General features: G+C 60.6%; 24 protein-coding genes. 7 read left to right on the plus strand and 17 right to left on the minus strand.

The window, feature by feature from the left end:
- Positions 1-2 precede the first annotated feature (2 nt).
- The 4 genes from DNK50_RS00685 to DNK50_RS00700 all read right to left on the minus strand — a co-directional run bounded on the left by DNK50_RS00685 (position 3) and on the right by DNK50_RS00700 (position 2,427).
- Positions 3-161 carry a YqaE/Pmp3 family membrane protein gene (locus DNK50_RS00685; protein ID WP_003194776.1) on the minus strand — a complete coding sequence of 53 codons (159 nt, stop codon included), beginning with the start codon at positions 159-161 and terminating at the stop codon, positions 3-5.
- A 94-nt stretch (positions 162-255) separates the two neighbouring features.
- Entirely contained in the window at positions 256-576 is a 321-nt protein-coding gene (locus DNK50_RS00690) for a DNA-binding transcriptional regulator (protein WP_099585692.1), read from the minus strand.
- Positions 560-925 (minus strand): type II toxin-antitoxin system RelE/ParE family toxin, encoded by a 366-nt coding sequence (locus tag DNK50_RS00695; RefSeq protein WP_099585693.1) that lies wholly within the window; start codon positions 923-925, stop codon positions 560-562. Before DNK50_RS00695 ends, DNK50_RS00690 begins: the two co-directional genes overlap by 17 nt.
- A 236-nt stretch (positions 926-1,161) precedes the next feature.
- Complete coding sequence (locus tag DNK50_RS00700) at positions 1,162-2,427, minus strand: aspartate aminotransferase family protein (protein WP_112192585.1); 1,266 nt, start codon at positions 2,425-2,427, stop codon at positions 1,162-1,164.
- A gap of 197 nt (positions 2,428-2,624) precedes the next feature.
- Between DNK50_RS00700 and DNK50_RS00705 the strand changes: the two genes are divergently transcribed.
- Positions 2,625-3,524, plus strand: coding sequence for a LysR family transcriptional regulator (locus DNK50_RS00705; protein ID WP_099585695.1), 900 nt, complete (start codon positions 2,625-2,627; stop codon positions 3,522-3,524).
- Positions 3,525-3,750: 226 nt separating this feature from the next.
- Here the strand turns inward: DNK50_RS00705 and DNK50_RS00710 are convergent, their stop codons facing one another.
- The 10 genes from DNK50_RS00710 to bioB all read right to left on the minus strand — a co-directional run bounded on the left by DNK50_RS00710 (position 3,751) and on the right by bioB (position 16,011).
- Complete coding sequence (locus tag DNK50_RS00710; RefSeq protein WP_112192586.1) at positions 3,751-5,529, minus strand: acyl-CoA dehydrogenase C-terminal domain-containing protein; 1,779 nt, start codon at positions 5,527-5,529, stop codon at positions 3,751-3,753.
- A gap of 122 nt (positions 5,530-5,651) precedes the next feature.
- Positions 5,652-7,421, minus strand: a complete 1,770-nt coding sequence (locus DNK50_RS00715) for an acyl-CoA dehydrogenase C-terminal domain-containing protein (protein WP_112192587.1) — start codon at positions 7,419-7,421, stop codon at positions 5,652-5,654.
- Between the two features lie 90 nt (positions 7,422-7,511).
- Entirely contained in the window at positions 7,512-8,801 is a 1,290-nt protein-coding gene (locus DNK50_RS00720; protein WP_099585698.1) for a diguanylate cyclase, read from the minus strand.
- A 202-nt stretch (positions 8,802-9,003) separates the two neighbouring features.
- Entirely contained in the window at positions 9,004-10,809 is a 1,806-nt protein-coding gene (locus tag DNK50_RS00725) for a phenylacyl-CoA dehydrogenase (RefSeq protein WP_099585699.1), read from the minus strand.
- Positions 10,810-11,065: 256 nt separating this feature from the next.
- Entirely contained in the window at positions 11,066-11,347 is a 282-nt protein-coding gene (locus DNK50_RS00730; RefSeq protein ID WP_099585700.1) for a pyrroloquinoline quinone biosynthesis protein PqqE, read from the minus strand.
- Positions 11,348-11,453: 106 nt separating this feature from the next.
- Positions 11,454-12,134, minus strand: coding sequence for a dethiobiotin synthase (gene bioD, locus DNK50_RS00735; protein ID WP_112192588.1), 681 nt, complete (start codon positions 12,132-12,134; stop codon positions 11,454-11,456).
- Positions 12,131-12,943: a malonyl-ACP O-methyltransferase BioC gene (gene bioC / locus DNK50_RS00740; RefSeq protein WP_112192589.1), complete on the minus strand. Its 813-nt coding sequence runs from the start codon at positions 12,941-12,943 to the stop codon at positions 12,131-12,133. The genes bioD and bioC overlap by 4 nt, the downstream gene beginning before the upstream one ends.
- The gene (locus DNK50_RS00745) at positions 12,936-13,667 is read right to left on the minus strand and encodes an alpha/beta fold hydrolase (RefSeq protein WP_112192590.1); all 732 of its coding nucleotides are present in this window, start codon (positions 13,665-13,667) and stop codon (positions 12,936-12,938) included. Before DNK50_RS00745 ends, bioC begins: the two co-directional genes overlap by 8 nt.
- Complete coding sequence (gene bioF / locus DNK50_RS00750; RefSeq protein ID WP_112192591.1) at positions 13,660-14,841, minus strand: 8-amino-7-oxononanoate synthase; 1,182 nt, start codon at positions 14,839-14,841, stop codon at positions 13,660-13,662. Before bioF ends, DNK50_RS00745 begins: the two co-directional genes overlap by 8 nt.
- Positions 14,842-14,955: 114 nt before the next feature.
- Positions 14,956-16,011 carry a biotin synthase BioB gene (gene bioB, locus DNK50_RS00755; RefSeq protein ID WP_112192592.1) on the minus strand — a complete coding sequence of 352 codons (1,056 nt, stop codon included), beginning with the start codon at positions 16,009-16,011 and terminating at the stop codon, positions 14,956-14,958.
- A gap of 92 nt (positions 16,012-16,103) precedes the next feature.
- Here bioB and DNK50_RS00760 point away from each other — a divergent pair, with 92 nt between their 5' ends.
- From DNK50_RS00760 to rarD, 5 genes are all read left to right on the plus strand, one after another.
- The gene (locus tag DNK50_RS00760; protein ID WP_112192593.1) at positions 16,104-16,841 is read left to right on the plus strand and encodes a ComF family protein; all 738 of its coding nucleotides are present in this window, start codon (positions 16,104-16,106) and stop codon (positions 16,839-16,841) included.
- Positions 16,842-16,893: 52 nt separating this feature from the next.
- Complete coding sequence (locus DNK50_RS00765) at positions 16,894-17,658, plus strand: TOBE domain-containing protein (RefSeq protein WP_112192594.1); 765 nt, start codon at positions 16,894-16,896, stop codon at positions 17,656-17,658.
- A gap of 79 nt (positions 17,659-17,737) precedes the next feature.
- On the plus strand, positions 17,738-19,636 hold the full coding sequence (locus DNK50_RS00770; protein WP_112192595.1) for a PhoX family phosphatase: 1,899 nt from the start codon (positions 17,738-17,740) through the stop codon (positions 19,634-19,636).
- Positions 19,637-19,797: 161 nt separating this feature from the next.
- Entirely contained in the window at positions 19,798-20,772 is a 975-nt protein-coding gene (locus DNK50_RS00775) for a serine/threonine protein kinase (protein ID WP_099585709.1), read from the plus strand.
- A 22-nt stretch (positions 20,773-20,794) separates the two neighbouring features.
- Positions 20,795-21,679, plus strand: coding sequence for an EamA family transporter RarD (gene rarD, locus DNK50_RS00780; protein WP_099585710.1), 885 nt, complete (start codon positions 20,795-20,797; stop codon positions 21,677-21,679).
- Between the two features lie 111 nt (positions 21,680-21,790).
- Here rarD and DNK50_RS00785 read toward each other — a convergent pair whose 3' ends face one another.
- Complete coding sequence (locus DNK50_RS00785; protein ID WP_099585711.1) at positions 21,791-22,303, minus strand: glycine cleavage system protein R; 513 nt, start codon at positions 22,301-22,303, stop codon at positions 21,791-21,793.
- Between the two features lie 265 nt (positions 22,304-22,568).
- On the opposite strand from DNK50_RS00785, the gene DNK50_RS00790 reads away from it, so the two are divergent.
- Entirely contained in the window at positions 22,569-24,746 is a 2,178-nt protein-coding gene (locus DNK50_RS00790) for a malate synthase G (protein ID WP_112192596.1), read from the plus strand.
- Between the two features lie 66 nt (positions 24,747-24,812).
- Here DNK50_RS00790 and DNK50_RS00795 read toward each other — a convergent pair whose 3' ends face one another.
- Both DNK50_RS00795 and DNK50_RS00800 read right to left on the minus strand, forming a co-directional pair.
- Positions 24,813-25,265, minus strand: a complete 453-nt coding sequence (locus DNK50_RS00795) for a hypothetical protein (protein WP_112192597.1) — start codon at positions 25,263-25,265, stop codon at positions 24,813-24,815.
- A 139-nt stretch (positions 25,266-25,404) separates the two neighbouring features.
- The gene (locus DNK50_RS00800; RefSeq protein WP_090401770.1) at positions 25,405-25,851 is read right to left on the minus strand and encodes a response regulator; all 447 of its coding nucleotides are present in this window, start codon (positions 25,849-25,851) and stop codon (positions 25,405-25,407) included.
- Positions 25,852-25,859: the final 8 nt, after the last annotated feature.

Genomic DNA, 25,859 nt, shown 5'->3' on the forward strand with positions numbered 1-25,859 from the left:
CCTCAGCGCTTAGCGATGATGTACACCGCGTGGATGATGCCTGGGAAGTAACCGCACAAGGTCAGCAGAATGTTCAACCAGAACGCGCCGCCGAAGCCTACTTGCAGGAACACACCCAATGGCGGCAGCAGAATGGCGATGATGATACGAATGATGTCCATGGGTCAGCTCCAAAAAATCGGCTCGTGTGAGCCGTGTAGCTAATCGACCTTGGGCGCTCGTGAGGGTTCAGTGGAATCTGGCACTGGGCCACCCTCAGGCCAGGATTTCCAATCCATGCTTTTGCACGATGCTCAGAAGCTTGAGCGCCATGCCGCTGGGTTGTTTCTCACCCGACTCCCATTTTTTTACCGTGGAGGCGCTGGTGTTCAGGTAACGGGCGAATACGGGTTGGCTGACATGGTTGGTTTCGCGCAGTTGTTTGATCTGTTCGGCCGGGATTTGCACGGGGGCAGTTGCAAAGCACATCTCGTCGAACTCTCGAAGGGTGGTCTTGCTGATCGCACCAATCGAATACAACGCCTTGGCCGATTGATGAACCGACTCCAATGCTTCACTTTCATATTTTCTGGTCATGATGTATCTCCACAAACTCCTTGAAGTCCAGTAGCTGCTGGACATCCGATTCAGTTAAATCTTCATATTTCTTCGCCATCGCACGCAACCCGACCAAATCCTTCTGGCTGATATTGCTTTGATCCTGTTTGGCATACAGAAGCTGATAAACCCAAAAATGTCTGCCCTTGGCCAAGACAATAGACCGATGTCTGTTCTGGTTTAGGCGTTTTTTCCACACCCCGCCTCCCAGGTTGTCTGCTTGCCCTCTTAGCATTTCGCCGAATGCCTCACTCAACTCCAAATCACAAATCCAGGCCTTGCTGGCCGCATCAGCGAAATTGCGTGTTTTAAACAGCCTGAGCCTCATGGATATCCCTTCCTATAAAACATACCACCCAGTGGTACAGATTAGAAATGGAGCACGCGAAAAAGCGTCACGCCCCATCGGCAGTCCTTGCCGACGCCCGCTAAAAAGCCACTATTTTCAAAATCGATCAATCAACGCTTTCAATCCAAAAATTTCACACACAAAAAAACGCCCCCAGCCAAAAAAATCAGGCTGGAGGCGCCGCGTATGCCGCGAGACGGTTCAGGAAAATGGGGTTAAACAGCGATGCCCTTGCGGCATTGCAGTTGTGCGGTGCGCACGCGGGAGAAGGCGCGGGCCAGGCGCAGGAGCATGTCGTCGATGTTGCTTCTGCTCACGGTCAACGCCGGGGTGAAGCGCAGGCAGTCAGGTTGCGGGGCATTGAGGATCAGGCCTTCTTGCAGCGCGGCGTTTACCACGGCATCGGCAGAATCATCCGACAACGTCAGGCCCCACATCAGACCTTGTCCGCGCAGTTGGCCGTGCTCGTAGCGGTAGGCCAGGCGGGCAAGGCCTTCGCCCAGATAAAGACCGGATTCACGCACGTGCTCAAGAAAACCATGTTCCAGCACCGCGTCGAGTACCGCCGCGCCGGCTGTAGCCATCAATGCATTGCCGTGATGGGTACCTTCCAGTTCGCCCACTTCGAAACAACACGCGCTACCACGCGCCAGTAGCGCCGCGAGAGGCACGCCGCCGCCCAGGCCTTTGCCGAGGGTGATGATGTCGGCCCGTACGCCGTACTGTTGTTCGGCCAGCAACGTGCCACAACGACCGAGGCCGGTCTGCACTTCGTCGAGGATCAGCAGGATTCCCAGTTCACGGCAAAGGCGCTCGACGCCCTTGAGGTAGTGTTCGGTCGCGGGGGTTACGTTGGCGCCCTGGATCGGCTCAAGCAGGATGGCAACGGTTTGCGCATCGACAGCAGCGTGCAGGGCCGGCAGGTCGTTGAAAGGCACATGGCTGAAACCGGGCAGTTGCGGCTCGAAACGGTTTTCCAAGGTCCCGGCCGATGCCGCCAGCGCCGCGAAACTGCGGCCATGGCAACCGTTGCTGGCGCTGATGATGCGATAGGCGCCGCCGCGGTGCAGTTGGCCCCATTTACGCGCCAGTTTGATCGCCGCTTCACAGGCTTCCGCGCCGCTGTTGAGCAAATAAGCCTGGTCGCTGCCGGTGCGGTGGCACAAGCGCTCAACGAGGTTGAGTTGAACGCGGTTATGCAGGCCCATGCCGGGGTTGATCAGCGCGTGGGTCTGTTCGCTCAAGGCTTTGATCAACACCCGCGGGCTGTGTCCGAGGCTGTTGGCGCCATTGCCTTGGCTGAAGTCCAAATAGGCGCGGTCGTCACTGTCCCACAACCAGGAACCCTGGCCACGCACGAAGACGTGTTGCGGCCGCGCCACCGTGGGCATCAAGGATTCGCTGGAGGGATCATTGCGCGGCGCATCCAGGACCAAATCGTCCAGGCTTGGCGCGGGGCGGCGGATAGAGAACAAGTTCACAGATCCGTCCCGATAGCAACCAAGCCTGGCGCCGACACTGCCTTTGGATTTTTTGACTTGCCTATGTAAACGCTATCAACACAAACACTGTTCATTGCCCGATCCGGCCCTGTAAGCCCTGCGAATAGGCGCTAGACTAGGCGTCTCACAGGCCAACGGCCATTTCGATTTTGCAGCTTTTTCGATAAGAAAGTCTTATGGATTTCAAGCAACTGCGTTATTTCGTCGCGGTATATGAAGAAGGCCATGTGGGCCGTGCCGCCGAACGTCTGTCGATCTCTCAACCGGCGCTGTCACAGCAGATTCGCCAGTTGGAGCAGAACCTGGATGTGAGCCTGTTCGAGCGCAGCAGCAAGCGTCTGCTGCCAACCCTGGCCGCCCACACGCTGTACAACCATGCGCTGCCGTTGATCGATGGCATGCAGCAAGCTGTCGAGGCGCTACGCAACTTCAAAGGCCAGGCCTTGCGCACCTTGGCCATCGGAGTGCTGCAAACCGTGCACACCAGCCTGGTGCCGCAGATGCTTGAGCGGGTGCGCAAGGCCCAGCCGCACCTGGTGGTGCAGATCTATGAACTCACCGGGATTGAGATAGAACGGCGGCTGCTCAACGGCTCGCTGGACATTGGCATCAGTTACCTGCCGCCGCGTCAGCCGGGGTTACACGGCGTGCTGCTGTATGAGGATGAGCTGAAAGTGGTGATCCCGGACGATCATCCCCTGCGCGAATTCAAGAAAGTCTCGCTGAAACAAGCGGCCGAGTTGCCAATGTTGCTATTGGGGGAAGAGTTTCAAATCAGGCAGATATGGCAGGGCCAGCTCGCCAATCTTGGGCGACGACCGCAAGTACAGGCTGAGCTCAATACCATGGTGGGGATTCTCGACAGCCTGCCCCATACCAAACTGGCAACCGTGCTGCCGGGGCGCTCCCAGGACGAACACAACAGCCAGATGCTGCTGTGGAAACCCTTGAGTGAACCGCGGGTGCCGCTGAAAGTAGGCCTGGTCTGCCGTGATGTGCAGCGTCAACAGGCGACGGTGGCGTTGCTGCGCACCTTGCTCGAAGACGTGATGAATGCCCCGCAGGCGCCGGCCTGACTTTTTCGCAGGCAAAAGAAAACCCCGCCGAAGCGGGGCTTTGCAGACTGTTTCCCTGACATCCATTTCACTCCGCCGTCCTGGCAGAATCCTACGTGTCCGTGTTGTTGCTTTGCGCTTCCTGCGCGACGTCCATGTGAAGTAGATTATCCGTGGATCCAATTTGGCGATAGAGGACGAATAGCAGTACGTCATGTAAGAGAATGCTTACACGCCCTCCAAACCCTTAGAACAGTGCCTCATCCAGCAGAAACAGTGATTCACTCCCGGCCTTTACCGACGCGCTCAGCGAGTGAATACGCGGCAGCAGGCGTGCAAAGTAGAAGCGCGCCGTCCCCAGTTTGCTGGCGTAGAAGTCTTCTTCAGCCTCTTTGCCCAACGCGGCCTTGGCCATACGCGCCCACATGTAGGCGTAGGCCATGTATCCAAACGCATGCAAATACTCCACCGAGGCCGCGCCGATTTCATTCGGGTTGGTCTTGGCGCGATCCAGTACCCAGGCCGTCAGTTCATCCAGGTTATCCACCGCCGCGCTCAGCGGTTTAGTGAACTCGGTCAACCCAGGGCCTGACTCAACGACGAACTGGCGGATCTCATCAGCGAACAAGGTGTAGAACGCCCCGCCGCTGCCCACGATCTTGCGGCCCATCAAGTCCAGGGCCTGAATGCCGTTGGTGCCTTCGTAGATCTGGGTGATGCGCACATCACGCACCAATTGCTCCTGGCCCCACTCGCGGATGTAACCGTGGCCGCCAAACACCTGCTGGCCGAGCACCGTGGTTTCCAGGCCCAGGTCGCTGAGGAACGCCTTGGCCACCGGCGTCAGCAATGCCACCAGGTTATCCGCTCGTTCACGGGCTGCGGCGTCTTCGCTGAACTTGGCGATGTCCAACTGCGTTGCCACGTAGGTGGAGAACGCACGGCCGCCTTCATTGGCGGCTTTCATGGTCAGCAGCATGCGGCGCACGTCCGGGTGGACGATGATCGGGTCAGCGACTTTGTCTTTCGCCTGGGCACCGGTCGGCGCACGGCTTTGCAAGCGGTCACGGGCATATTCAATCGCGTTCTGATAGGAACGCTCGCCGGACGCCAAGCCCTGGATACCCACACCCAGACGCTCGTAGTTCATCATGGTGAACATCGCCGCCAGCCCGCGATTAGGCTCGCCCACCAGGTAACCCACGGCTTCGTCGAAGTTCATCACGCAGGTCGCGGACGCCTGGATACCCATCTTGTGTTCAATGGAGCCACAGCTCACCAGGTTGCGCGCGCCCAGGCTGCCGTCGGTGTTGACCATGAACTTCGGCACCAGGAACAGCGAAATGCCTTTAGGCCCGGCCGGCGCATCCGGCAGCTTGGCCAGGACCAGATGGATGATGTTTTCGGTGAGGTCGTGCTCGCCACCGGTAATGAAAATCTTGGTGCCGCTGATTTTGTAGGAACCATCCGTCTGCGGCTCGGCCTTGGTACGGATAATCCCCAGGTCGGTGCCGGCATGGGCCTCGGTCAGGCACATGGACCCGGCCCACTCGCCGGAATACATCTTCGGCAGGTAGGCCGCCTTGAGTTCTTCACTGGCGTGGGTGTTGATCGACACACACGCACCGGACGTCAACATTGGATACAGGCCAAACGCCAGGCTCGACGAGTTGATCATCTCCTCAACCTGCGCCGACACAGCCTTGGGCATGCCCATGCCGCCAAACGCAGGATCGCCGCCGACGCCGACCCAGCCGCCTTCAGCGTAGGTTTTGTAGGCCTGTGGGTAACCGTCCGGGGTGAACACCGCTGTGTTGTCCCAGCGGCAGCCTTGTTCATCGCCGCTGCGACTGATCGGGGCAATGGATTTGGCGGTGACCTTGCCGGCTTCTTCGAGGATCGCCTCGACGGTTTCGGCGTCGACGGTGTCTGCCAATGCCGGCAATTGGGCCCAGGTGCTGGCGACCTCAAAAACTTCGTTGAGGACGAAGCGCATATCACGCAGCGGCGCTTTGTAATCAGCCATGGCAAACCTCGTGGGAACGTGAAAAGTGATTCGATAGGATCGGTTTTACAGGCTCCGAGTGTACCCGAACAACTTTTCAGACACATAGGGTCCACTTGTGACTGATTGGTATTTTTAAGTCATTACAAAGCAAACGCCTCCGCCGGCAGACTCATCAGGCATTCGCTGCCCGCTTCCACCGCTGCACGGTGGGTTGCCGTACGCGGTAGCAGGCGCTTGAAGTAGAACTCGCACGTGGCCAGCTTGGCCTTGGCAAACTCGACATCGTCATGGGCCTGCGCCGCGATCGCCATGCGCAGCCACAGGTAGGCGAGGATGATGTAACCGCTGTACATCAAGTAATCCACGGCAGCGGCGCCCACTTCGTCAGGATTTTTCATCGCGGCCATGCCGACCTGGGTGGTCAGTTCGCCCCACTCTCCGTTCAATTGATTGAGCTGCGCCACAAAGGCCTTGAACTGCGGATGTTCAGCATTCGCGGCGCAGAACTTATGCACAATTTTGGTGAAGCCGCGCAGCAACTTGCCCTGGCTGCCCAATATCTTGCGGCCCAGCAGGTCGAGCGCCTGGATGCCGTTGGTGCCTTCATAGATCGGCGCAATCCGCGCATCGCGGGCCAGTTGTTCCATGCCCCATTCGCGGATGTAGCCGTGACCACCAAACACCTGCATGCCGTGGTTGGTCACTTCCAGCCCGGTGTCGGTCATAAACGCCTTGCAGATGGGCGTGAGAAACGCCAACAGGTCTTCAGCGTCCTGGCGTTGAGCGGCGTCGCTGCTCATGTGCGCAGTGTCGAGCAATTGCGCGGTGAAGTAGGTCAGTGCGCGGTTGCCTTCGTTGAAGGCTTTCATGGTCAGCAGCATGCGGCGCACATCGGGGTGCACGATGATCGGATCGGCGGCCTTGTCCGGAGCCTTGGCGCCGGTGAGCGAGCGCATTTGCAGGCGGTCGTTGGCGTATTTGACCGCGCCCTGGAAGCTCGCCTCGCCGTTGCACAGGCCTTGCATGCCGGTGCCCAGCCGCGCGTGGTTCATCATGGTGAACATGCAGTTGAGGCCTTTGTTGGCCTCGCCAATCAAAAAGCCCTTGGCACCGTCGAAGTTCAGCACGCAGGTGGCCGAGGCCTTGATGCCCATCTTGTGCTCGATGGACCCGCAGTGCACCGCGTTGCGTTCGCCGGAATCGGCGTGGAACTTGGGCACGATAAACAGCGAGATGCCCTTGGTGCCCGCCGGCGCATCCGGCAGTTTGGCCAACACCAAGTGGATGATGTTGGCGCTCATGTCGTGCTCGCCGGCCGAGATGAAGATTTTGCTGCCGGTGACCGCATAACTGCCGTCCGCCTGTGGCACGGCGCGGGTCTTGATCAGGCCGAGGTCGGTGCCGCAATGGGCTTCGGTGAGGCACATGGTGCCGGTCCATTCGCCGGCCGTGAGTTTGCTCAGGAAGGTGTCTTTCTGCTCAGGGGTGCCGTGCGCGTGGATCGCCGACATGGCGCCGTGGGTCAGCCCGGGGTACATACCCCAGGAGGTATTGCTGGAGCCGATCATCTCACTGAGCACCAGACCCAGGGATTGCGGCAAGCCTTGGCCACCGTAGGCCGGGTCTGCCGCCACACCGTGCCAGCCGCCTTCGACGTACTGGGCGAAGGCCTCCTTGAACCCCTTGGGCGTGGTAACGACGCCATTATCGAAATGGCAGCCCTCTTCATCGCCGCTGCGGTTGAGCGGCGAGAGCACGTTCTCGCAGAATCTCGCGCCTTCTTCGAGGATCGCGCTGACCATGTCCGGGCTGGCGTCGGTTGCGCCCAGCGCGGCGTAGTGGCCGTGGAAATCGAACACGTTGTCAATCAGAAAGCGCATGTCGCGCAGGGGAGCTTTGTACTCAGGCATGGTCATGTCTCCGGCAGCAGATAGTCTCAACCTACTGCCGGCGAACGCCGCAAACAATCACTGTAGAACCGCTGAATACAGCGCCATTACTCAACCGGTAGCGCTTTCCATGCGCACTGCGCCACGGCGGGTCTGCCCGGCGGCAATCACGCAGTTACGCCCCGCGCCCTTGGCGGCATAGAGTGCCTGGTCGGCAGACTTGAGGACTTCTTCCGGCGTGCGCTGCTCGGCCTGGCGCTCGGCCACGCCGATGCTGACGGTCACCGACACGCTCGTCGCGCCGCTGCCCGCTCGGCGCTGACGGCCTTGCTGATCGTCATGAGGGCGGTCCGCGTTGCGTAGCTTGATGTCGTAGTTGGCGACAATTTCGCGGATTTCTTCCAAGTGCGGCATGCACTCATCGAGGGTCTTGCCGGCAAATACCACGGCGAACTCCTCGCCGCCATAGCGATAGGCACGCCCGCCGCCGTTGACCTTGGACAGCTTGCTCGCCACCAGACGCAGCACTTGGTCACCCACGTCGTGACCATGGGTATCGTTGAAGCGTTTGAAGTGATCGACGTCGGTCATTGCCAGCACATAGTTGCGCCCCAGCCGTTGCATGCGTTCGTTGAGGGCGCGGCGCCCCGGCAGGCCGGTCAGTTCATCGCGGAACGCCATTTGATAGGCCTCGTGGGCCACGCCCGCAGCAATCATCAGCATCACCTGGCTACACATGATGTTCAGGGTAAACGGCAGGATGAAGGTTTTCGGCAACATCCAGAACAGCCCCAGCAGCCCGACCAATTGCGCCGCATGCAGGGGGCGCGGTTGGTACCAGTACTGTGCGGCGAGGGTGAGAAAACCGATCAGGAACATCGGATACGACAACTGGATCAGGCTCATCCAAGTGCCGTGCAGCGCCGGCCAGCGAATCTCTGCCAGCCAGTTCAGCACCGCCTGCGGAAAACTCTGTTCCAGGGCCAGCGCCACACTGCCGATGGCCAGCAACACGGCGCAGCGGGCCACGAAGTCGCGGAACAAATGAGTTTTCTCCTGCCACAGCGCGTAGATGCTGAACAGCAGCGGCAACAACAGGCAACACAGATGAAACACCACCGCCGCGTCTTCGCGCACGCGGCCGTTGTCGCGATAGAAATCGGTTTGGGTATCGAGCAGGAAGTAGGCAATGTACACGGTGATCATCAAAAACAGCTCACGCTGGCGCCGATAAACCGCGCAGTACGAACCGCCGAGCAACAGCACCAAGGTGGGCAACACGTTGAACAGTGATGTGAAGAAGACGTTGAGGTCCTTGACGTACGCAGCCGAGAGCCCGGCCAGCAAGAGCAGCAACGAAGGTAGAAAATGACTGAAACGTACAGCGGACACGCGTGACAAGGGTAAAACTCCGACCCGCAAAAAATGATGGCAATGTGCCTTGGGCGGAACAGTTAAGCACACCCTGTCCGCCATGTATCACATTGCCATCACTGTAACGGCAGCCGGCGGCAATCCCTGAGCGCTGTGCTGTGTTTTTTATCCTCCAAAAAAAACCGCCGCTCCCAAAGGAAGCGGCGGTTTCAGGTAAACCCGGTGAGGCTTAGTAAGCCAGGCCGAAGTCTTCCTCTTTCATGTCCATCAGGTTGTTGGCGCCCGACAGCATGGTTGCCTTGTGCGCCAGAGTACGCGGCAGGATGCGCTGGAAGTAGAAGCGCGCGGTCTGTAGCTTGGCGGTGTAGAAGGCCTCTTCGGTGGTGCCGGCAGCCAGTTTTTCAGCCGCCAGGCGGGCCATGTCGGCCCAGAAGTAAGCCAGGCACGCGTAACCGGAGTACATCAGGTAATCCACCGAGGCGGCGCCGACTTCTTCACGGTCTTTCATCGCGGCCATGCCGACCTTCATGGTCAACTCGCCCCACTCTTTGTTCAGTGCAGCCAGCGGTGTCACGAACTCCTGAACGGCGGCGTTGCCTTCGTTGGCCTGGCAGAACTTATGCACGATCTTGGTGAAGCCCTTGAGCGCTTCGCCCTGGGTCATCAGCACTTTACGGCCGAGCAGGTCCAGCGCCTGGATACCGGTGGTGCCTTCGTACAACATCGAAATGCGGCTGTCGCGAACGTTCTGCTCCATGCCCCACTCGGCGATGAAGCCGTGGCCGCCGTAGATCTGCACGCCATGGTTAGCCGCTTCAAAGCCGACTTCGGTCATGAACGCCTTGGCGATTGGGGTCATGAAAGCCAGCAGGCCGTCGGCCTGTTTCTTGGCTTCGTCGTCGGTGCCGTACTTGACGATGTCCACTTGCTTGGCGGTGAAGTACACCATCGCACGGTTGCCTTCAGCGAAGGCTTTCATGGTCAGCAGCATGCGGCGCACGTCGGGATGCACGATGATCGGGTCAGCAGCCTTGTCCGGTGCTTTCGGGCCGGTCAGGGAGCGCATTTGCAGGCGATCGCGAGCGTATTTCAGGCCGCCCTGGAAGCCGATCTCGGCGTGGGACAGGCCTTGCAGTGCGGTGCCCAGGCGCGCGGTGTTCATAAAGGTGAACATGCAGTTCAGGCCTTTGTTCGCCGGGCCGATCAGGAAACCGGTGGCCGCATCGAAGTTCATCACGCAGGTGGCGTTGCCGTGGATGCCCATCTTGTGTTCCAGGGAGCCACAGGACACCGCGTTGCGCTCACCCACCGAACCGTCGGCGTTGGGCAGGAACTTCGGCACGATAAACAGCGAGATACCTTTGGTGCCGGCCGGCGCGTCCGGCAGGCGGGCCAGTACGATGTGGACGATGTTGTCGGCCATGTCGTGCTCACCGGCCGAGATGAAGATCTTGGTGCCGGAGACTTTGTAGGAACCGTCGGCCTGAGGCTCGGCCTTGGTACGCAGCATGCCCAGGTCGGTGCCGCAGTGTGGCTCGGTCAGGCACATGGTGCCGGTCCATTCGCCCGATACCAGTTTGGTCAGGTAAGCGTCTTGCTGTTCAGGGGTGCCGTGCTCAGAGATGGTGTTCATCGCACCGTGGGACAGGCCTGGGTACATGCCCCACGACCAGTTGGCGGCGCCAACCATTTCACTCACCGCCAGGCCCAGGGATTCCGGCAGGCCTTGGCCGCCGTGTTCCACGTCGTGGGCCAGGCTAGGCCAGCCGCCTTCGACGAATTGCTTGTAGGCTTCTTTGAAACCCGTCGGCGTCTTAACGCCTGACTCACTCCAGGTGCACCCTTCGATGTCGCCCACGCGGTTCAGCGGTGCCAGCACTTGTTCACAGAACTTGGCGCCCTCTTCAAGGATGGCGTCAACCATGTCCGGAGTAGCGTCCTGGCAAGCCGGCAGGCTCTGATAGTGCGCTTCATAACCGAGCAGTTCGTCACGAACGAAGCGAATATCACGCAAGGGGGCCTTGTAGTCAGGCATAGCGATAAACCTCTGCTGATGTAGCTGGAATGAACAACCGCGTGGAATGTGTTGTGGCGGTCAAACAGGTGTTTGAAACATACGTTTACGACCTGGGGATGTCAAGCGTCGTCCAAGCGCCGTTTGTCATGACGTGGATCAACCCAGGCGCAACAAGGCCTGCGGCGAGATGCCACATCAAAGAGAGTGTAGGAGAGGGTTCAGGATAAACAGGGCAAATGTGGGAAGGGGCTTGCCCCCCTCCCACACTTTTAGATCAGGCGTAGGTGTCGATCAGCGTACCGAGCATTTCGTCGGAAGCCTTGGCGACTTTGACGCCCAGCTCCACCTGAAACTTGCCTTCGGCCAGTTCCACCATATTGCTGGCGGAGTTGGTCGGCTGGCCACGGTTGACCGCCTGCAAGCGATCATTCTGGGCATCCGAAGGTTGGCTGGTGGCTGCACTGGCGATCTTGCCAGCGGCCTGGTCGACACGGCTTTGCCCGGACTGAATGGTATTCAGGCCCGAGTAAAACGCGCTGCTTCCAGAGATTTCCATGGCGTAAGCCTGCCTTTAGAGAATCGTGAACGCTGATTGAAGCAGAGAACGTGGCAAAACGCCCGTCAAAAACACTAATAGCACAATGCCTTATCGATAGCCAAAATCAGTCAAGCAAGTCCAACTGCAAGTATTCCGCCACGGCTTCGGCGCCGGCAAGCTTGAGTTTGGGCACGCGCCCCAGGCACGGTGCGGGCAACCGTTCGGCCAAGGTGGCGAGGTTTTCCTCCAGGCGGGAGGTCTTGGGGTCGATGATGTTCGCGACCCAACCCGCCAGCGCCAAACCGTCCCGTGCGATGGCTTCGGCGGTGAGCAAAGCATGGCTGATACAGCCCAGACGCACGCCCACCACCAGGATCACCGGCAGTTTGAGCGCGATGGCCAGGTCCGACAGATTGGCCTGGTCAGCCAGCGGCACGCGCCAGCCGCCCGCGCCCTCGATCAAGGTGAAATCCGCGTGCCGCGCCAGAACCAGTTGCATGGGCTTGAGCAGCGATTGCACCGTCAGCGAAACACCGGCCTCCCGCGCCGCCAGATGAGGGGCTATGGCCGGTTCGAACGCCACCGGATTGACCTCGGCATAACTCAACGGCAATGAGCATTCGGCCAGCAGCGCCAGGGCATCGGCATTGCGCAGGCCGTTGGGGGTCACGGCACAACCGGAGGCCACGGGTTTACCGGCGGCGGTGCTTTTGCCGGCTTGGCGGGCGGCATGCAGGAGGCCGGCGGCGACGGTGGTCTTGCCGACATCGGTGTCGGTGCCCGTAATGAAATAAGCGACGCTCATTGAGGTTTCTCCAGTACGGCATACACCACTTGATAAGTCGCCGGCAGGCCCTGGGCCTGGCGGAACCGCTCATAAGCCTCAACCAGTGCCACAATCCGCGCCCGGCCAGTCAACCCGCCGGGGCGGCCGGGGTTGAGGTTGTGTGCACCGAGGGCCTTCAATTCATGGGTCAGGCTGCGTACATCCGGGTAATGCAGCACGTGGGGCTGGCGCTCCAGGCTGACCACGCGCAAACCGCTGGCCGCGCACAATTGCTGGTAAGCCTCGAAGGTGCGGAAGCGATTGACGTGCACCAGGCCATCGGCGGCGCGCCAGCTTTCGCGCAGTTCATCCAATGTGCCCACGCACAAACTGGCAAACGCCAACACCCCGCCCGGTTGCAGCACGCGATGGGCCTCGCTGAGCACCGCATCGAAGTTCGCACACCATTGCACCGCAAGGCTGGAGAAGATCAGCTCAAAGCGCTCGGCGTTCAGCGGCAAGCGTTCGGCATCCCCCGCGATGAAATGCTGCGCGCCACCCAAGGGCCGCGCATGGTTGAGCATGCCTTCGGCGATATCCAGGGCCACGCCCTGACTGGCGGGCAATAAATCCCCCAGCACGCGACTGAAATACCCCGTACCACATCCCATATCCAGCCAACGACGTGGCGCACAGGCTGACGGCAGGCGGGACAGCAACGCGTGCCCCACAGCGCGCTGCAACTCGGCGACGCTGTCGTAACTGGCCGCCGCACGGGAAAACGACGCCGCCACCTGGCGCTTGTCTGGCAAGGCACCCGGCAGAGGGGGGTGGGATAGATCAGTCATCGACACACTCATGCAAAAAAGCCTGGATGGCCCCCGCTACACCGTGGGGGTCTTCCAGAAGAAACGCGTGACCGGCCTGTTCAATCAGACCGATTTCAACATCGGGCAGCAGCGCCAGCAGGTCGCTGGCGGCTTCGGCGGGCACCAAGCCGTCCATACCGGCAAACAGATGCAACTGCGGGCCGCGATAGGCCAGCAAGGCTTCGCGGGTGTCCAGTTGCGCAAGCAGTTCAAGACCGGTCATCAACACGGCGGACGGCGTCTTCGGCGCGCCACTGACCAACAACCGCGCGAGCCCGCGAGGGTCTGCGGCGCCTTTGGCACACAACAGGCCGAAGCGCTTGAGCGTGACCTGGGAGTCCGCGTGGCACCCGGCGAGAAACGCATCGAAGGTCTCGGCGGGCATCGCACTCGGCCAACTGTCGTGGGCGACAAAACACGGGTTGCTCGCCAGGGTCAGCAAGCCACAGCAGCGTTCACCGCGTCGCGCCGCCAATTCAGAGGCCAGCATGCCGCCCAGCGACCAACCGCCGAGCCAGGTGTTGTCCGGCAAGGTGGCGTCGAGTTCATCCAACCATTCGCCGAGATCGCTGACGCCCAGCGCCGGCAACGGCTCGATCTGTACGTGCAGATGCTCGTCCAGCCCACGCAATGCGGTGGCCAATGGTTCCAGCGGCGATACGCCAAGGCCCCAGCCGGGCAGCAATATCAGTCGATCACGCATGGTCGGGCTCCAGGGCGCCTGGCAAGCGGAAACACTCTTCCAATGCGTTTAACAATAGCTGCACCTGCGCCTCACTGTGTGCCGCCGTCAATGTCACGCGCAAACGGGCGCTGCCGACGGGCACAGTAGGTGGGCGGATCGCGGTGACCATCAGGCCACGCTCGCGCAGCATCCGGGACAAACGCACGGCCCTGGCGCTGTCGCCGATCAGGATCGGCTGGATCGGTGTAAAGCTGTCCATCAAGTCCAGGCCAAGCTGCTCGGCGCCGTGGCGGAACTGACGGATCAGGCCGTTGAGGTGTTCACGCCGCCAATGCTCGGTGCGCAGCAGTTCCAGGCTTTTCAACGTGGCGCAGGCCAGCGCCGGTGGTTGGCTGGTGGTGTAGATATAGGGGCGAGCAAACTGGATCAGGCTTTCGATCAAGTCTTCACTGCCCGCCACAAACGCGCCGGCGGTACCGAAGGCTTTGCCCAGGGTGCCGACCAATACGGGCACGTCTTCCTGGCTCAAGCCGAAATGCTCGACGATGCCTGCGCCGTTGGCCCCCAGCGGGCCGAAGCCATGGGCGTCGTCGACCATCAGCCAGGCGCCTTTGGCCTTGGCTTCACGGGCCAGGGCGGGCAAGTCAGCCAAATCGCCGTCCATGCTGAACACGCCATCGGTGACTACCAACGTATTGCCGGTGGCTTTCTCCAGGCGCTTGGCCAGGCTGGCCGCGTCGTTGTGCAGATAGCGATTGAAGCGCGCCCCGGACAGTAAGCCCGCATCCAGCAACGACGCGTGATTGAGCCGGTCCTGCAGCACCGTGTCGCCCTGCCCCACCAGCGCCGTGACCGCGCCCATATTGGCCATGTAGCCGGTGGTAAACAGCAGCGCACGCGGGCGACCGGTCAGGTCAGCCAGCGCCTCTTCCAGCTCATGGTGCGGCGTGGCATGCCCGACCACCAGGTGCGACGCGCCACCGCCCACGCCCCAACGGGAAGCACCGGCGCGCCAGGCTTCGATCACTTGCGGGTGATTGGCCAGGCCCAGGTAGTCGTTATTGCAGAAGGCGAGCAACGGTTGGCCGTCGACCACCACTTCAGGGCCTTGAGGGCTCTGGAGCAATGGGCGTTGGCGGTAAAGGTGTTCGGCACGGCGGGCAGCGAGGCGCGCAGAGAGATCGAAAGACATGCTGGCCTCGGTTTAACAGGATTAACTCAGTCGAGAATGTCGGAGGGGCTGCTTCGCAACCCCGCGCAGGACAAGCCTGCTCACCACAGCAAGCCGGCTCCTACAGGGTCCGAATCAAACAGCAGCGTTGTAGAACTGCTCGCTGCTCTTCTGCTCCACCAATGCCTGCTCGATTGCCGCCTGATGCACTTCATCGGCGTGCTCTTCACGGGCTTCCGGCAGGATGCCCAGGCGCGAGAACAGTTGCATGTCCTTGTCGGCCTGCGGGTTGGCAGTGGTCAGCAGTTTGTCGCCGTAGAAGATCGAGTTGGCGCCGGCGAAAAACGCCAGGGCCTGCATCTGCTCGTTCATGGCTTCACGACCGGCCGACAGGCGCACGTGGGACTGCGGCATCAGGATGCGCGCCACGGCGAGCATGCGGATGAAGTCGAACGGGTCGATATCTTCGGCGTTTTCCAACGGCGTACCGGCCACTTTCACCAGCATGTTGATCGGCACCGACTCTGGATGCTCCGGCAGGTTGGCCAACTGGATCAGCAGGTTGGCGCGGTCGTCGAGGGACTCGCCCATGCCGAGGATGCCGCCGGAACAGATCTTCATCCCCGAGTCACGCACATAGGCCAGGGTTTGCAGGCGCTCGCTGTAGGTGCGGGTCGTGATGATGCTGCCGTAGAACTCCGGCGAGGTATCCAGGTTGTGGTTGTAGTAGTCGAGGCCGGCCTGGGCCAGGGCTTCGGTCTGGTCCTGGTCGAGACGGCCGAGGGTCATGCAGGTTTCCAGGCCCATGGCTTTCACGCCCTTGACCATCTGCAGCACGTACGGCATGTCTTTGGCCGACGGGTGTTTCCAGGCGGCGCCCATGCAGAAGCGGGTCGAACCGATGGCCTTGGCGCGAGCGGCCTCTTCGAGGACCTTCTGCACCTCCATCAGCTTTTCTTTTTCGAGGCCCGTGTTGTAGTGGCCCGACTGCGGACAATATTTGCAATCTTCCGGGCAGGCGCCGGTCTTGATCGACAGCAGGGTCGACACCTGTACACGGTTCGCGTCGAAATGCGCACGGTGTACGGTCTGCGCCTGGAACAAGAGGTCGTTGAACGGCTGCACGAACAGTGCTTTGACTTCGGCCAGGGACCAATCGTGACGCAAGGTGGCGGTGATGCTGGCGCTCATGGGCGATTCCTTGATTATGCTTGGGCTCTCGCTGCGGGAAAGGTAATACCCACAGGCGCGACACGGATGCTCGGCATATTTAAGGAAGATTCATGCACTGTCAACCTGGGTACAAGCACCAAGTTTACATCTGGTCAAAAAACACACAGACCTGTTTACTCTGCGACGAAGCCACAGAAACAGCCGATTGTGTGTGCAACGTCTGCGAAACCGAGCTGCCTTGGCTGATGGAGCATTGCGAAATCTGCGCGCTGCCCCTGGCGATGGACGGGTTGGTCTGCGGCCAATGCCTCAAACAACCGCCCGCCTTTAAACAAGTCATCGCGCCCTGGACCTACAGTTTTCCCGTGGACACCCTGATCAGCCGCTTCAAGCACCAGGCACGCTGGCCACTCGGGCATCTGCTGGGGCACTTACTGGGAAAATACCTGCAACATCGCTTCGACAACCACGAACTCATTCGCCCGGACGCACTGCTGCCGGTGCCCATGGCGAGCCAGCGCCTGCGCGAGCGCGGTTATAACCAGGCGCTGATGCTGGCGCGCTGGCTCAGCGCCGACCTGACTATCCCCTGCAATGAACACGTGTTGTTGCGCCCCCATGAAACCCTGGCGCAACAGAACCTCGACGCCAAGAGCCGCAAACGCAACCTGCTCAACGCCTTTGCCCTGGCCCCTGACGCGCAGGTACAAGACCGCCACTTCGCACTGGTGGACGACGTACTCACCACCGGCGCTACCGCCCACAGCCTGGCGCGGCTGTTGATCAGCGCCGGAGCGCGGCAGGTGGATGTGTACTGCCTGGCCCGCACCCCCAAGCCTGGCACTTGACTCTCATGCCGCACGGCCGCAACGTCCGCTCATCCCAACACAGCGTATGCCCATGTCTCTCCCGACTTTGCTCAGCCAACATATCGTCCGTCGCCCCCAGCGCATCGCCCTGCTGGGGCATATCGCCGAACAGGGCTCCATCACCCGCGCCGCCAAAAGTGCTGGCTTGAGCTACAAGGCCGCGTGGGATGCCATCGATGAACTGAACAACCTCGCGCAAAAACCCCTGGTAGAACGCAATGTCGGCGGCAAAGGCGGTGGCGGTGCCAAACTCACCGCCGAAGGCGAACGGGTGTTGCGCCTCTACCAACGCCTGCAAGCGTTACAGGCCGAGGTGCTGGGTTCGGACGAAGCCGCCAGTGACTTCAATCTGTTGGGCCGCCTGATGCTGCGCACCAGTGCACGCAACCAGCTGCATGGCCAGGTCAGCGCGATTGAAAGCCACGGCCGCAATGATCTGATTCATTTGCAACTCGCGGGTGGGCTGACCCTCACAGCCCAAATCACCCATGACAGCACGCAACGGCTGGAGCTGGAGATTGGCGTGGAAGTCGTCGCACTGATCAAGGCCGGCTGGCTGGAATTGCTCGCATCGCACAGCGCTGCAACACTCGGACACAATTGCATGAGCGGAAAGGTAGACGCCATTCTCCACGCCGAGGACGGCCCCAGCGAAGTGCGCATCGCCCTGCCCAATGGCCAGGTTTTATGCGCCCTGGCGCAGCCCGACGTACTTAAGGCCCTGGACGCCACCGAAGGCCGGGCGATCCACGTGCAATTCGCCCCCTGTCATGTATTGCTCGGTACGCCAGTCTGAGCCGCAGAGTTCTTCAAACTGCAACAACTTCGTCACACCCGCTCCTTATGGTGTCTGCAAAAACCGCAGGGAGCCTGAGATGAGCCTATTAGAAGAAAACCAAGCCACCGACCTTGAGCAGATGGTTGGCCTCACCCGCCGCCGCTTTATCGGCGCCGGCGCCTTGTGCGGCGCCGCGATGTTCCTGGGCGGCAACCTGTTGAGCCGCAGCGCCCTGGCCGTGAATGCCGCTTCCGCCAGCCCGCTGCTGGGGTTTGCCAGCATCGCCGCCGCGACCAGCGACACCATCACCTTGCCGCCGGGCTACAGCGCCTCGGTGTTGATCAGTTGGGGCCAGCCGCTGCACAAGAGCGCGCCGGCCTTCGACCCGTCCGGCAACGGCACGGCCAAGGCCCAGGAGCAACAATTCGGCGACAACAACGACGGCATGAGCCTGTTCGCCTTCCCTGGCGACGACAACCGCGCGCTGATGGCGATCAACAACGAATACACCAACTACCGCTACCTCTACGCCCACGGCGGCGCGCCGCAATCGGCCGAAGACGTGCGCAAGGCCCAGGCCAGCGAAGGCGTGTCGGTGATCGAAGTGCGGCGCAAGGGCGACACCTGGCAGTTCGTCCAGGATTCACGCTACAACCGCCGCATTCACGGCAACTCGCCGATCCGTCTGAGCGGCCCCGCTGCCGGCCACGACTGGCTGAAAACCAGCGCCGACAAATCCGGCAAGAAAGCCCTCGGCACCTTCCAGAACTGCGCCAACGGCATGACACCGTGGGGCACTTATCTGACCTGTGAAGAGAACTTCACCGACTGCTTCGGCAGCAGCAACCCACAACAAACCTTCGACGCCGGGCAGAAACGCTACGGCGTAGTGGCCGCCAGTAAAGAGATCAACTGGCACCTGCACGACCCGCGCTTCGACATGGCCAAGAACCCCAACGAACTCAACCGCCATGGCTGGGTAGTGGAAATCGACCCGTTCGACCCGCAATCCACCCCGGCCAAACGCACGGCCCTGGGCCGCTTCAAACACGAAAACGCCGCCCTCGCCGAAACCCGCGATGGCCGCGCCGTTGTGTACATGGGCGACGATGAGCGCGGCGAGTTCATCTACAAGTTCGTCAGCCGCGACAAGATCAACCACAAGAACCCCAAGGCCAACAAAGACCTGCTCGACCACGGCACCTTGTATGTGGCGATCTTCGACGCGGGCGATGGCGATGCCGACCATCCAAAAGGCAAAGGCCAATGGGTTGAGCTGACCCATGGGAAAAACGGCATCGACGCCAGCACCGGTTTTGCCAATCAGGCCGAAGTGCTGATCCATGCGCGCCTGGCCGCCAGCGTGGTCAAAGCCACGCGCATGGACCGCCCGGAATGGATCGTGGTCAGCCCCTCCGATGGCCAGGTCTATTGCACCCTGACCAACAACGCCAAGCGCGGCGAAGACGGCCAACCCGTGGGCGGCCCCAACCCACGGGAGAAAAACGTCTACGGTCAGATCCTGCGCTGGAAAGCCAATGCCGATGACCACGGCGCGGCCGATTTCAGCTGGGATTTGTTTGTGGTGGCCGGCAACCCCGGCGTACACGCGGGCAAGCCCAAGGGCGGCTCGTCCAACATCAACCCGCAGAACATGTTCAACAGCCCCGACGGCCTGGGTTTCGACAAGGCCGGACGCCTGTGGATCCTCACCGACGGCGACTACAGCAACGCGGGTGACTTCGCCGGCATGGGCAATAACCAGATGCTCTGCGCCGACCCGGCGACCGGTGAAATCCGTCGTTTCATGGTCGGGCCGGTGGCGTGCGAGGTTACGGGGATCAGCTTTTCGCCGGATCAGAAAACGCTGTTTGTGGGGATCCAGCATCCGGGGGAAACCGGCGGTTCGACGTGGCCGGAGCATCTGCCGAATGGGAAGCCGCGGTCTTCGGTGATGGCGATTCGCAGGGATGATGGCGGGATCGTCGGCGCCTGATAGGGCCCCATCGGGGGCAAGCCCCCTCCCACATGGGAACGCATTTCAAATGTGGGAGGGGGCTTGCCCCCGGTGGCGATACTCAAGTCGCCCCCTATCTCAAGCCCGGTGCGTTACCATACTCGGCCGGACGCGGCGCCCTGCTGCCCGCAGGAGTTCCCATGGCCCATCCGTTTGAAACCCTCACCCCTGATCTGGTGCTCGACGCCGTCGAAAGCATCGGTTTTCTCAGTGATGCTCGCGTCCTGGCGCTCAACAGCTACGAAAACCGCGTGTATCAGGTGGGCATCGAAGACGGCGAACCGCTGATCGCGAAGTTCTATCGCCCCCAGCGCTGGACCAACGATGCGATTCTCGAAGAACACCGCTTCACCTTCGAACTGGCCGAATGCGACGTGCCGGTCGTCGCGCCACTGATCCACAACGGTGAAAGCCTGTTCGAACACGAAGGTTTCCGCTTCACCCTGTTCCCTCGCCGTGGCGGCCGCGCGCCGGAGCCCGGCAACCTTGATCAACTGTATCGCCTCGGGCAACTGCTCGGCCGTTTGCACGCGGTGGGCTCCACCCGCCCGTTCGAACACCGCGAAGCCCTGGGCGTGAAGAACTTCGGTCACGACTCACTCAACACATTGCTTGAAGGCAATTTCATTCCCAAAAGCCTGCTGCCGGCCTACGAGTCTGTGGCCCGCGACCTGCTCAAGCGCGTGGAAGAGGTCTACAAGGCCACGCCGCACAAGAACATCCGCATGCACGGCGATTGCCACCCCGGCAACATGATGTGCCGTGACGAGATGTTCCATATCGTCGACCTGGATGACTGCCGCATGGGCCCGGCGGTGCAGGACCTGTGGATGATGCTCGCCGGTGACCGTCAGGAATGCCTGGGCCAACTGTCGGAATTGATGGACGGCTATCAGGAATTCCACGACTTCGACCCGCGTGAATTGGCGCTGATCGAACCGCTGCGCGCCTTGCGCCTGATGCACTACAGCGCCTGGCTGGCACGGCGCTGGGACGATCCGGCGTTCCCCCACAGTTTTCCGTGGTTCGGTAGCGAGCGGTATTGGGGCGATCAAGTGCTGGCGTTGCGCGAGCAACTATCAGCCCTCAACGAAGAACCATTGAAACTGTTTTAACTGCTAGAACAAGGACTCTGCAATGCACGCCGCCAACCCCCGCAAGGGGTACATCCTGGGCCTCAGCGCCTATGTCATCTGGGGCTTGTTCCCGCTCTACTTCAAAGCCATCGCCAGCGTACCCGCCGCCGAAATCATCGTGCACCGCGTGCTGTGGTCGGCGCTGTTCGGGGGCTTGCTGTTGATGGTGTGGAAGCATCCCGGCTGGTTCCGCGAACTGCGCGACAACCCCAGGCGCCTGGCGATCCTGGCCTTGAGCGGAGCGTTGATTGCGGCCAATTGGCTGACCTACGTATGGTCGGTGAACACCGGGCGCATGCTTGAGGCGAGCCTGGGTTATTACATCAACCCGCTGGTGAATGTGCTGCTCGGCATGTTGCTTCTCGGCGAACGCCTGCGTCGTTTGCAATGGGTAGCGGTCGGGCTGGCAGCTGTGGGTGTGGCGCAACAGGTGTGGCAGGTGGGCAGTTTGCCGTGGGTGTCACTGGTGTTGGCGCTGACCTTTGGCTTCTATGGCCTGATCCGCAAACAGGCGCCAGTCAAAGCACTGCCGGGGCTGGTGGTGGAAACCTGGATGCTGGTGCCGATTGCAGTCGCGTGGTTGCTGTTCAACCCGACCGCCCACAGTGCTCAGCTTGAGTTCTGGAGCACATCCGAAGCCTGGTGGCTGGTGGCCGCCGGCCCGGTGACGTTGATCCCGCTGGTGTGCTTCAACGCCGCCGCACGGCATCTGCCCTACACCGCGCTGGGCTTTTTGCAGTATGTTGCGCCGACCCTGGTGTTGCTCGAAGCCGTGCTGCTGTTCGGCGAACACCTGGCGCCCAGCACGCTGCTCGCCTTCGCCTTTATCTGGGCTGGCCTGGTCGTCTACAGCGTCGATGCCTGGCTGACCGTGCGCAAACGCTGATCAAATAACATACAGCATCATGCAAGCCACAACCGCCGTGGCTTGCAGGCATTCACCCCAAGGTTATCCACAGGCCCATGCAAGTTTTCCATGCATAACCTTGTGGACAGATTATTCCTCGCTGCGCAGCTCCACCATCAAGTCATCCGCCAAGGTTTCCAGGGATAGCTGCAAGCGCTCCAGGGATAACGACGGCGGCACCTGCAACAACGCTTCGGCGCTGAACAACGGGTCGCCACTCATGGGGGCCGGGCGCACATCCGTGCTCAAGCGCTCCAGGTTCACGCCTTGCTGGCTCAACAGGGCCGTGATCTCACGCACGATGCCCGAGCGGTCATTGCCCACCAATGTCATCACAATCGGCTTGGACGCCGAGGCCTGCCCGGTACTGCCCTCACCCACCAGCACGCGAATGCCATGTGTGGATAAGTCCTCCAGCGCCCCCAACAATGCCTGGCGGCTTTCCGCGGGTACGCTGACCCGCAGGATCCCGGCAAACTGCCCGGCCATGTGGGCCATGCGGCTTTCCAGCCAGTTGCCCCCGTGGGCGGCAATGTTCTGCGCGATGCGCTCGACCAGGCCGGGTTTGTCGGCGGCGATAATTGTGAGTACAAGATGGTCCATGGCGAAGCCCTCTGAATTCAATCTACAAGGTGGACCCGGGAGTCCCCGAAAACAAATCGTGTACCATTTTTATATTTATCTGGAACAATCCAATAGTTTTTTGAGAACATCCCGTTCTCCGCTGTGACCGTACGACCAAAGTGGGTCGCTAAACGACGTATTTAGTCTAATTTTCACAACCGCAAGTCATCATGTAGTATGCGCAACTTGGCACTACATAATGAAAATCTAAAAAGCGCTTAAGCTGTGCAGAGTGAGGCAAGCAATGACTGAACACGTTCAAGTCGGTGGCCTGCAGGTCGCCAAAGTCCTGTTCGACTTCGTGAACAACGAAGCCATTCCCGGCACCGGCATCACTGCCGACCAGTTCTGGGCCGGCGCCGACAAGGTCATCCACGACCTGGCACCGAAGAACAAAGCCCTACTCGCCAAACGCGATGATTTCCAGGCGCGCATCGACACCTGGCACCAGACCCACGCCGGCCAGGCCCACGACCCGGTGGCCTACAAAGCCTTCCTGCAAGACATCGGATATCTGCTGCCAGAAGCCGCAGACTTCCAGGCCTCGACCCAAAACGTCGATGACGAAATCGCCCGCATGGCCGGCCCACAGTTGGTGGTGCCGGTGATGAATGCCCGTTTCGCCCTCAACGCCTCCAATGCGCGCTGGGGTTCGCTGTACGACGCGCTGTACGGCACCGACGCCATCAGCGAAGCCGACGGCGCCGAGAAGGGCAAGGGTTACAACAAGGTGCGTGGCGACAAGGTCATCGCCTTCGCCCGCGCCTTCCTTGACGAAGCCGCGCCGCTCAGCGCCGGCAGCCACGTCGACTCCACCGGTTACAAGATCGTCGACGGCACGCTGATCGTCAGCCTCAAGGGCGGCAGCAACAGTGGCCTGCGTGACGATGCCCAGTTGATCGGTTTCCAGGGCCCTGCGGCCGAGCCGATTGCGATCCTGCTGAAACACAACGGCCTGCACTTCGAAATCCAGATCGACGCCAGCACGCCCGTCGGCCAGACCGATGCCGCCGGCGTCAAAGATGTGCTGATGGAAGCCGCGCTGACCACCATCATGGACTGCGAAGACTCCGTCGCCGCGGTGGATGCGGACGACAAAGTGGTGATCTACCGCAACTGGCTCGGCCTGATGAAGGGCGACCTGGCCGAAGAAGTGGCCAAGGGCGGAAAAACCTTCACCCGTACCATGAACGCCGACCGCGTTTATACCGGCGTGGATGGCCAGGACGTGACGCTGCACGGCCGTTCGCTGCTGTTCGTGCGCAACGTGGGTCACCTGATGACCATCGACGCGATCCTCGATAAAGACGGCAACGAAGTGCCGGAAGGCATCCTCGACGGCCTGGTCACCAGCCTCGCCGCGACCCACAGCCTCAACGGCAACAACACCCGCAAGAACAGCCGCACTGGCTCGGTGTACATCGTCAAGCCGAAGATGCACGGCCCGGAAGAAGCTGCGCTCACCAACGAGCTTTTCGGCCGCATAGAAGACGTGCTGAACCTGCCGCGCAACACCCTCAAGGTCGGAATCATGGACGAGGAGCGCCGCACCACGGTCAACCTCAAGGCCTGCATCAAGGCGGCCAGCGAGCGCGTGGTGTTTATCAACACCGGCTTCCTCGACCGTACCGGTGACGAAATCCACACCTCCATGGAAGCGGGCGCGATGGTGCGCAAGGCTGCCATGAAGGCCGAAAAATGGATCGGCGCCTACGAAAACTGGAACGTTGATATCGGCCTGAGCACCGGCCTGCAAGGTCGCGCGCAGATCGGTAAAGGCATGTGGGCGATGCCCGACCTGATGGCGGCGATGCTCGAACAGAAAATCGCCCACCCATTGGCCGGCGCCAACACCGCCTGGGTGCCATCGCCGACCGCCGCCGCGCTGCACGCGTTGCACTACCACAAGGTTGATGTATTCGCCCGCCAGGCCGAGCTTGCCAAGCGCGAGCGTGCGTCGGTAGACGACATCCTGACCATTCCTCTGGCCAGCAACACCGATTGGTCCGACGAAGAAATCCGCAACGAGCTGGACAACAACGCCCAGGGCATCCTGGGTTATGTGGTCCGTTGGATCGACCAGGGCGTCGGCTGCTCGAAAGTGCCGGACATCAATGATGTGGGCCTGATGGAAGACCGCGCCACCCTGCGCATCTCCAGCCAGCACATCGCCAACTGGCTGCGCCACGGCATCGTCAACCAAGACCAGGTCATGGAAAGCCTCAAGCGCATGGCGCCGGTGGTGGACCGTCAGAATGCCGGGGATGCGCTGTACCGCCCACTGGCTCCGGATTTCGACAGCAACATCGCGTTCCAGGCAGCGGTGGAGTTGGTGATTGAAGGGACTAAGCAGCCTAATGGGTATACCGAGCCGGTATTGCACCGTCGGCGTCGGGAGTTCAAGGCTAAGAACGGTCTATAAACAAGCGAGAAAATAACAAAGCCCTGATCAAGAGATCAGGGCTTTGTCGTTTTACAAAGACATGCATCAATCAGGTTCGTACTCACCAACCTCATATGTGCCGTTGAGGGTAATGACAGGTGACTGATCACCGTACTTGACGTCCACGAGCGTACCAACATGGTTGAACTCATCTCCGAACTCTGGGCGCTGTACGATTACCTCAACTTTACCGCTTGTCGGCCAATGCCTCCGATTCCCCTGTGCATCTGCGTAGGAGAGCATTTTTTGAGAGACTTCAAAGTCAAAGGTATGGGTGCCAACCGCCAAGTTGCTCCCATAGTCGATACGAATACTTGTGGGCCACTCACCATCAATTCCAGTCCAGGACAGATACCCAGAGAACTTTATCGCTGGAAAGGAGTGGGATACATCGTCAACTGTCACAGTGATATCGGCTTTGCCGGCAGTCTCGTGTTTTTTTACTTCAGCTTCCGTTACTGGAAAAGCTTCCGTTACTGGAAATTTTTTTTTGCTCATGACCAACTCCCGCTCACTGTTAAGGGTTATAGGGCAACCTTCACTGCCCACCCCTCCAGTAAATGTTCGTTGTCAAACATGAACAACTGTCAGATTTGACAGTATTCGCCACAATCGGATGAGCGGTTGACGCCGCACGTCAAGATGCCATCCCCAACTCCCGCTTCACCAGCTTCGCCAACTTCACGCTATCAATCGGCTTGAGCAAAAAATCCACCACGCTTAAATGCATCGCATCAATCACATCCGGGGCTTCGGCGTCGCCGGACATAATGATGATCGGCAGCGCCGCACGGGTGGATTCTCGCACCTGGCGAATCAGCTCCAGGCCATTGCTCGGTGCCATGCGCAAGTCGGTGATCAGCAAACCGATGGAACTGCTCGACTTCAATAAATCCCACGCCGCCTCACCACTGTCGGCCGTCATGCAGCGAATACCGTCCAGCCCCAGGATTTCCGCCAGCAGTTCGCGTGCGTCCTTGTCGTCGTCGACGATCAACACGCGTTGTGGCGGTAAATCAGGCTCCAGCATCACGGCGCTCAGCGCCTCGCGCTCGGCATCACTCAAAATATCGTGGTCGGACATACGGTTCT

Origin of the sequence: Pseudomonas sp. LG1E9 (genome assembly GCF_003290225.1) — a bacterium.
GTDB classification, from domain to species: domain Bacteria; phylum Pseudomonadota; class Gammaproteobacteria; order Pseudomonadales; family Pseudomonadaceae; genus Aquipseudomonas; species Aquipseudomonas cyclaminis.

Excerpts from the sequence above, each read along its gene's own strand:
- DNK50_RS00685 (WP_003194776.1), bottom strand. The coding sequence starts at position 161 with ATGGACATCATTCGTATCATCATCGCCATTCTGCTGCCGCCATTGGGT.
- DNK50_RS00690 (WP_099585692.1), bottom strand. The coding sequence starts at position 576 with ATGACCAGAAAATATGAAAGTGAAGCATTGGAGTCGGTTCATCAATCG.
- DNK50_RS00695 (WP_099585693.1), bottom strand. The coding sequence starts at position 925 with ATGAGGCTCAGGCTGTTTAAAACACGCAATTTCGCTGATGCGGCCAGC.
- DNK50_RS00705 (WP_099585695.1), top strand. The coding sequence starts at position 2,625 with ATGGATTTCAAGCAACTGCGTTATTTCGTCGCGGTATATGAAGAAGGC.
- DNK50_RS00710 (WP_112192586.1), bottom strand. The coding sequence starts at position 5,529 with ATGGCTGATTACAAAGCGCCGCTGCGTGATATGCGCTTCGTCCTCAAC.
- DNK50_RS00715 (WP_112192587.1), bottom strand. The coding sequence starts at position 7,421 with ATGCCTGAGTACAAAGCTCCCCTGCGCGACATGCGCTTTCTGATTGAC.
- DNK50_RS00725 (WP_099585699.1), bottom strand. The coding sequence starts at position 10,809 with ATGCCTGACTACAAGGCCCCCTTGCGTGATATTCGCTTCGTTCGTGAC.
- DNK50_RS00730 (WP_099585700.1), bottom strand. The coding sequence starts at position 11,347 with ATGGAAATCTCTGGAAGCAGCGCGTTTTACTCGGGCCTGAATACCATT.
- bioD (WP_112192588.1), bottom strand. The coding sequence starts at position 12,134 with ATGAGCGTCGCTTATTTCATTACGGGCACCGACACCGATGTCGGCAAG.
- bioC (WP_112192589.1), bottom strand. The coding sequence starts at position 12,943 with ATGACTGATCTATCCCACCCCCCTCTGCCGGGTGCCTTGCCAGACAAG.
- DNK50_RS00745 (WP_112192590.1), bottom strand. The coding sequence starts at position 13,667 with ATGCGTGATCGACTGATATTGCTGCCCGGCTGGGGCCTTGGCGTATCG.
- bioF (WP_112192591.1), bottom strand. The coding sequence starts at position 14,841 with ATGTCTTTCGATCTCTCTGCGCGCCTCGCTGCCCGCCGTGCCGAACAC.
- bioB (WP_112192592.1), bottom strand. The coding sequence starts at position 16,011 with ATGAGCGCCAGCATCACCGCCACCTTGCGTCACGATTGGTCCCTGGCC.
- DNK50_RS00760 (WP_112192593.1), top strand. The coding sequence starts at position 16,104 with ATGCACTGTCAACCTGGGTACAAGCACCAAGTTTACATCTGGTCAAAA.
- DNK50_RS00765 (WP_112192594.1), top strand. The coding sequence starts at position 16,894 with ATGTCTCTCCCGACTTTGCTCAGCCAACATATCGTCCGTCGCCCCCAG.
- DNK50_RS00770 (WP_112192595.1), top strand. The coding sequence starts at position 17,738 with ATGAGCCTATTAGAAGAAAACCAAGCCACCGACCTTGAGCAGATGGTT.
- DNK50_RS00775 (WP_099585709.1), top strand. The coding sequence starts at position 19,798 with ATGGCCCATCCGTTTGAAACCCTCACCCCTGATCTGGTGCTCGACGCC.
- rarD (WP_099585710.1), top strand. The coding sequence starts at position 20,795 with ATGCACGCCGCCAACCCCCGCAAGGGGTACATCCTGGGCCTCAGCGCC.
- DNK50_RS00785 (WP_099585711.1), bottom strand. The coding sequence starts at position 22,303 with ATGGACCATCTTGTACTCACAATTATCGCCGCCGACAAACCCGGCCTG.
- DNK50_RS00790 (WP_112192596.1), top strand. The coding sequence starts at position 22,569 with ATGACTGAACACGTTCAAGTCGGTGGCCTGCAGGTCGCCAAAGTCCTG.
- DNK50_RS00795 (WP_112192597.1), bottom strand. The coding sequence starts at position 25,265 with ATGAGCAAAAAAAAATTTCCAGTAACGGAAGCTTTTCCAGTAACGGAA.
- DNK50_RS00800 (WP_090401770.1), bottom strand. The coding sequence starts at position 25,851 with ATGTCCGACCACGATATTTTGAGTGATGCCGAGCGCGAGGCGCTGAGC.